General features: G+C 60.7%; 9 protein-coding genes and 1 pseudogene. 7 read left to right on the top strand and 3 right to left on the bottom strand.

All coding sequences use genetic code 11. The annotated features are described in order from the left end of the window. The 3 genes from RMO23_RS08965 to RMO23_RS08955 form a co-directional block, all read right to left on the bottom strand. Positions 1-616, bottom strand: a 616-nt coding sequence (locus RMO23_RS08965; protein WP_309680634.1) for a response regulator transcription factor, incomplete at its 3' end; no start/stop codon positions are given. A 187-nt stretch (positions 617-803) separates the two neighbouring features. Next, entirely contained in the window at positions 804-1,040 is a 237-nt protein-coding gene (locus RMO23_RS08960) for a PepSY domain-containing protein (RefSeq protein ID WP_309680633.1), read from the bottom strand. 7 nt (positions 1,041-1,047) lie between these two features. Beyond that, positions 1,048-1,668: a glycine zipper 2TM domain-containing protein gene (locus RMO23_RS08955; RefSeq protein WP_309680631.1), complete on the bottom strand. Its 621-nt coding sequence runs from the start codon at positions 1,666-1,668 to the stop codon at positions 1,048-1,050. Positions 1,669-1,763: 95 nt separating this feature from the next. Here RMO23_RS08955 and RMO23_RS08950 point away from each other — a divergent pair. From RMO23_RS08950 to RMO23_RS08920, 7 genes and pseudogenes are all read left to right on the top strand, one after another. Further along, positions 1,764-2,147: pseudogene (locus RMO23_RS08950) on the top strand (amidohydrolase family protein); the annotation flags it as partial. Between the two features lie 321 nt (positions 2,148-2,468). After that, on the top strand, positions 2,469-2,693 hold the full coding sequence (locus RMO23_RS08945) for a hypothetical protein (protein WP_309680630.1): 225 nt from the start codon (positions 2,469-2,471) through the stop codon (positions 2,691-2,693). Beyond that, on the top strand, positions 2,690-3,154 hold the full coding sequence (locus RMO23_RS08940) for a hypothetical protein (RefSeq protein ID WP_309680628.1): 465 nt from the start codon (positions 2,690-2,692) through the stop codon (positions 3,152-3,154). Before RMO23_RS08945 ends, RMO23_RS08940 begins: the two co-directional genes overlap by 4 nt. A gap of 281 nt (positions 3,155-3,435) precedes the next feature. After that, complete coding sequence (locus tag RMO23_RS08935; protein WP_309680626.1) at positions 3,436-3,672, top strand: AbrB/MazE/SpoVT family DNA-binding domain-containing protein; 237 nt, start codon at positions 3,436-3,438, stop codon at positions 3,670-3,672. Between the two features lie 3 nt (positions 3,673-3,675). Next, positions 3,676-4,083, top strand: a complete 408-nt coding sequence (locus RMO23_RS08930; RefSeq protein ID WP_309680624.1) for a type II toxin-antitoxin system VapC family toxin — start codon at positions 3,676-3,678, stop codon at positions 4,081-4,083. Positions 4,084-4,148: 65 nt separating this feature from the next. Then, positions 4,149-4,487, top strand: coding sequence for an XRE family transcriptional regulator (locus tag RMO23_RS08925; RefSeq protein WP_309680622.1), 339 nt, complete (start codon positions 4,149-4,151; stop codon positions 4,485-4,487). Between the two features lie 17 nt (positions 4,488-4,504). Then, positions 4,505-5,571, top strand: a 1,067-nt coding sequence (locus RMO23_RS08920; protein ID WP_309680621.1) for a HipA domain-containing protein, incomplete at its 3' end; no start/stop codon positions are given.

Here is a 5,571-nt window from a genome sequence, read left to right as displayed (position 1 = left end):
GGCCCTCCGGGTCGAGCTTGCGCCGCAGGCGGCCCACCAGCACCTCCAGCACGTTGCTGTCGCGGTCTTCCCCGTGCGGGTACAGGTAGTCCGACAGCGCCTGCCGGGTGACGATGGCCGGGCGCTGGCGCACCAGATATTCGAGCAGGCGGTACTCGAACGCCGTGAGCTCCAGCACCGCGCCGTTGAGCCGCACCGCCTGCGCCAACAGGTCGATGCTGAGGGGGCCGAGCGTCAGCACGTCAGAGGAGGCCCCCAGCGAGCGCCGCAGCAAGGCCTTGAGCCGCGCCGCCAGCTCCGGGTATTCGAAAGGCTTGACCAGGTAGTCGTCGGCCCCGGCTTCCAGGCCCACCACCTTGTCTTGCCAGCTGCCGCGCGCGGTGAGGATCAGAATGGGTAGGGTGCTTCCCTCCTGCCGCAGGCGCTGCACGATGGTCAACCCGTTCAGCTTGGGCAGCCCCAGGTCAACGATGACCAGGTCGACCGGGTACTCGCGCGCCAGGAACAAGCCCTCTTCGCCGTCCCTGGCCTGGTCGACCCGGTAGCCATCGGCCTCCAGCTGGCGGGCCAGCGTGAGCCGCAGCGCGGCATCGTCCTCGATCAGCAACAAGCGCATGGGTTAAAGCTGCCGCAGGCCGGCCCTAGTGTGGTGTTGCATGCTTGATGGCACACATAAAAATGATGGATTTTTGGTCAGGGCAAGGCGCAAACCACAGCGATACCCGTAGGTATCGCGCGGATTTGCAACGCCGCCATGGCCGAAAAGACGCATTTTTATGTGCCAGATAGCGTGCAACACCACACTATCGGACCTGGCCGGTGGCGACGTCCACCTGGATCACGCGGACCTCACCAGCCGGCGTGACCACCTTGACGCGCCACACCGGCTGGCCCGAAGACTCGGACTTCTCGACGGCCAGCACGCGACCGCCACCGGCCCGCTGGGCCACCGCGGCCGCGTCGTCGCGGCTCAGGTCGGCCCAGGCCAGGTTGGATGCCACCAGCAAGGTGGCGCAGAGCAGTTTGGCAAATGCGTTCATCGTGCGTTCATCGGTTGTAAGCACCATAGTACTCGCGACCGACGCCGTCATCGCGCCCGCCCTGGTATTCGCGTACGCCCTGGAACTCGCGCCCCACCGGTGCCGTCGGCTCCACCGGTGCCACCGAAACGCGCACCGGCAAGGTGCGGCCCGGGTTCTCGCGGGTCACCGTGCTGTAGACCTGACCGCGGTACTCGTACTCGACCTGGTAGCCTGTCAGGCGGGACTGCACGTCGTTGACGGTACGGCAATTCTGCACCTGGCGCTGCTGCGGCTGGGATGCCTGCTGGTAGCCGCCACCCCAGTTGTTCTGGTTGGCAAAGTGCTCACCGGCCAGCGCGCCGACGACGGCGCCAACAGCAGTCGCTGCGTCGCGGCCACGGCCCCCGCCAACCTGGTGTCCCAGCAAGGCGCCGGCCACACCGCCGATCGCCAGTCCGCCGTAATTGCGCGAAGCCGCCACGGGTTGCTGCTCGGTCACCCACTGGCTGCTGCATTCGTTGCGCGGAACTGAGACGTTCTCGTACTGTGGGTTGACAGTGCGCACGCGGGCCGTGTCGTTGAAGGTCTGGGCCTGGGCGCCCGCTGCCAGCAGCGTGGTCAGGCAAAGAATGGCAGAACGTTTCATGAAGAGGCTCCTTGGTTGATATGGAACAGAGCTTACAAAGAGGCAGGTGAACGCAAGCTGAACGAAATTGATAAAAGATTCTTCACAATACCTAGCCCAAGCGCAGGCGCATGACCCGCGTGCCCGGGCTGATGGCGGCAGGCGTGAACGTCGTCTTCGGCCAAGACTGTGTGATGGACCCCTGGTACGGCGTGTGCTGCGACTACATGCTGGAGGTGGCGCACATGGGCCTGCACGTGGCGCAGATGACGAGCCAGAAAGGCTCCGCCAATGCTTCGACGCGGTGACGGTCAACGCGGCGAAGGTGATGCACCTGCAGGGCTACGGGCTGGAGGTGGGCTGCGATGCGAGCTTCGTGCTGCCCTGTGGAGGCGATACGGCTGCGGGCGAATCGGCTGAAAGTGTGGAGGAAGGGGAAGCTGGTAGCGGAGACGGCGGAGGTCGTGGAAAATTTGAGGATCGAAGAACGCCCTTTTCGAGCGCGGTTCAAATCGACTAGTTTGGCAAGCACCGAAGTCCGCTCAGCGAGTGCTTCCGTCTTTACCCTCATCTGCGCTGGACGCGTAAGCAGACCTGAAGCTATGCGGCTCGCTGAACAGCTGTAATCGAACACTTGCTCTATGCGCACATATAAAGTACATCTGTGCAGGGAATTGTGATCGACATTGATGGCAAACCATACATAGGCAGTCCAATTCTTAAGTAATGCGTTACCCCGTGAATCAAGGAATTACCCAATGCATGTCAACTTATATAGGCTTCAACGCGCGTCCCCGCCCCCAAAGGTTGCTGACGTGGTAATGGCCGCCAAAGTAGGTCCGGGTGTTGCCCCGGATACGACCTACGTTCAAAGTCATCTTAACGACGTCAATGCCGCCAAGCCTGCGCCATTAATGCAAACAATTAAGCACACATATGCTCCTGAAATGATAGCCTTTTGCGAACAAGATGTGGGGGCTAGAGGCCAATTGGGTTTGATAGCTGCGTCTGTGGCGAATGACGAGGCTTGGGAGGTGGCGGCATGAGCGACGAACCAATTGAGCAACTTAGCGAGGAGCTATTGAAGTTACGTCGCGATGCTGAGAAAAGAAGACATCGAAACTCCGCGCTCCTGGGTTTCTTAGTCGCCCCTGTCCTGATGGGTACCACGTGGTTTTTAACTGGAGAAGTCAAAGCTGTGCGGAGCGTCGGCGTGTGGATAATTTGCGTGGGATCAGTCGTTTTTGCGGTGGCCTACACGCGCCTCTCGCATTACAGCGACAAGCTCAAAAACTTCAACCAGCAGTATTCAGTGACCGTGCGTGGAGTTGTCGGCCCAGTCAAAGAAAGTTATCGAACTGAATACGACTATGCAAGATTCAATGTTGCGGAGTTTGAGGCGCACAGAAAAATGCATCTCTGGGGTTGTTTTTGTGGTGGTTCGCTGTTCGCGCTTTTTAGCTGGTTTCTCACCAATCTCTTTGCCAATCAATTTATCTGGAAGTAAACCATGAGCTCATCAATTAACCGGCTGCTCCCAACGCCACTGCGCCTTGGGTCGGTGTGCGCAACTACCAGGCGTGAAACGCAGGGTCAAGTCTTGCAATCATGCATTTCGCCGCGAATACGCTATCCATTTAGGAGCGACTAGCGTGCATATTTATTCGGCTAGAGACGGATTTTAGGGAGTGGAATAGCTCGTACTTCGAGACATCCTCTATGCATGTCAAACAAGTTCCCGCAAAGTCGTAAAATACCCACTAGGTAAAACTTTTTGGAAAGCCTGTCATGAGCGCTGTACTGATCTCCACCAAAGGGCAAATTGTGCTGCCTGTCGCTGTGCGCAAAGCTTTGGGCCTTACTCCTGGAATGCGGGTCAATGTCAAGGTAAACGGTAAAAGCGCACAAATCACACCCGCCCCTGTTAAAAAAAGCGTGAGCTTGAAGGAAATCCAGTCGCTTTTGAAGTACGACGGCCCAACGGTTGCCGTCAGCGCCATGCGCGTTACCGACTACAAAGGCTGAGCGGTGCGCGCCATTGATGCCAATGTTTTGGTACGCGCACTGGTCAATGACAACGCAGCGCAGTCAGCGCGCGCGGTTGCATTGTTGACCGAACACGACATATTCATACCGGTGACGGTGGTGCTTGAACTTGAATGGGTTTTACGCTCGCGTTACGCTTTTGCGCCGAAAGTGGTGGGCCAGGCCATTGAAAAAATTGCGGCGCTGGGGAATGTGGTGGTGGGCGAACGCGCGGCTGTGCTTGCCGCTGCAGCCAGGGCGGTGCAGGGCTGGGACTTTGCTGATGCGCTACATCACGCGCTCAGCCATGGCTGTGAAGATTTCTGCACGCTGGATACAAACCTTGTCAAACGCGCGGCGCGGGCGACGCCAGGCGGCGCAAAGGTAACGCCGATGGTTACCAAGCTTTAGGGGTGTTCACAACTATTTATAGTCTTATTGTTTGACAAATATTGATTTTTGTTAAACTATACGATATGCCACAAGTAGCCTCCGCCCTGGAAACCATGCCCCCCGCCGCCGCCACCGCGCTGCGCAAGCTTGGCGCTGACCTGGCCACGGCGCGCAAGCGGCGCAAGCAGCCGCTGCGCGCATGGGCTGCGCGGCTGGACGTATCAGTGCCCACCCTCATGAAGATGGAAAAAGGTGAGGCTGCGGTGTCGATAGGCGTGTACGCCACTGCCCTCTGGATCATCAGCCGCCATGAGGCCCTGGGGGCTGCGGCTGACCCGAAAGAGGATGTGGCTGCGCTTGAAAACGAGATCAGCTCAGCGGCGCAGCGGCATCGGCGCAGCCCTGCGGCGCGCAAGGGCTGAAACGTATGGTCGAGAAGATGACCGAAAAGATAACTGAAAAATACCTTCCCCAAGACCAGCTGTTTCTCTGGTGGCTGGGCGACCCTTCCCAGCCGCGCCCGGTCGGTGAACTGGGCCTGGCCGCAGGGGGGCGGGCCGTGTCATTGCGCTACGCGGCAGACTGGCTGCGATCCGGCTTTGCCCTGAGTGAAGACCTGCCGCTGGTGGACGAGCTGTTTGTGCCGCGTGACAAGGACTGCGCGGCAGGCGCCGTTGACGATGCCCGGCCTGACCGCTGGGGCGAGCGGGTCATCCGCAAGTTCGAGGCCACGCCGCGCCTGTCGATTCTTGAATTTCTGCTTTTCGCGGGCGACGACCGTTATGGCGCGCTGGGCGTCAGCCGGCACGGCGAGGTCTATGAACCGTGGCGTGGAGGGCCCGCGCCCCGGCTTGAGAGCCTGGCGGAGATGGCTGAAGTCGTGCGCAAGGTGCTGGCCAACGAGGCAGTGCCCGAGCCGCAACGGCGCCTGGTGCGGCCCGGCGCGTCGCTCGGTGGCGCCCGACCGAAGTCGCTGATCGACATCGCTGGCGAGGCCTGGCTGGTGAAGTTCTCGGAAGGAGAAGAAATCGATACGCCGCTGATCGAGCACGCCACCATGACGCTGGCTTGTCTCTGCGGCGTGGAGGTCGCCACGACCAAAGCGCTGCCGGTGGGAGCCGGCCACGCTGTTGCCGTGCGAAGGTTCGACCGGGCCGGCCAGGCGCGGCTGCACGCGGTGTCGGCGCATGTGGCCCTGCGCGCGGCGGGCGAGGACTATGGCTACCCGCAACTCGCGCAACTGCTGCGCCGGGTGGCGCCGGCCGAGCTGATACGCAGCCAGCAGGCGCAGTTGTTCAGGCGCATGGTCTTCAACATCCTGATGGACAACACCGACGACCACGAAAAGAACCATGCGCTGCTGCGTCAGGCCGATGGTCACTACCGGCTGTCGCCCGCGTTTGATGTGGTGCCCAGCGCCCAGGGCCTGGGCTACCAGGCGATGGGGGTCGGCGACCAGGCCACGGAGTCCACATTGGTCAACGCGTTGTCGCAGGCACGCCAGTT

The organism is Polaromonas sp., from assembly GCF_031411155.1.
Lineage (GTDB): Bacteria > Pseudomonadota > Gammaproteobacteria > Burkholderiales > Burkholderiaceae_C > Polaromonas.
This window is presented reverse-complemented; position numbering and strand designations above follow the sequence as displayed.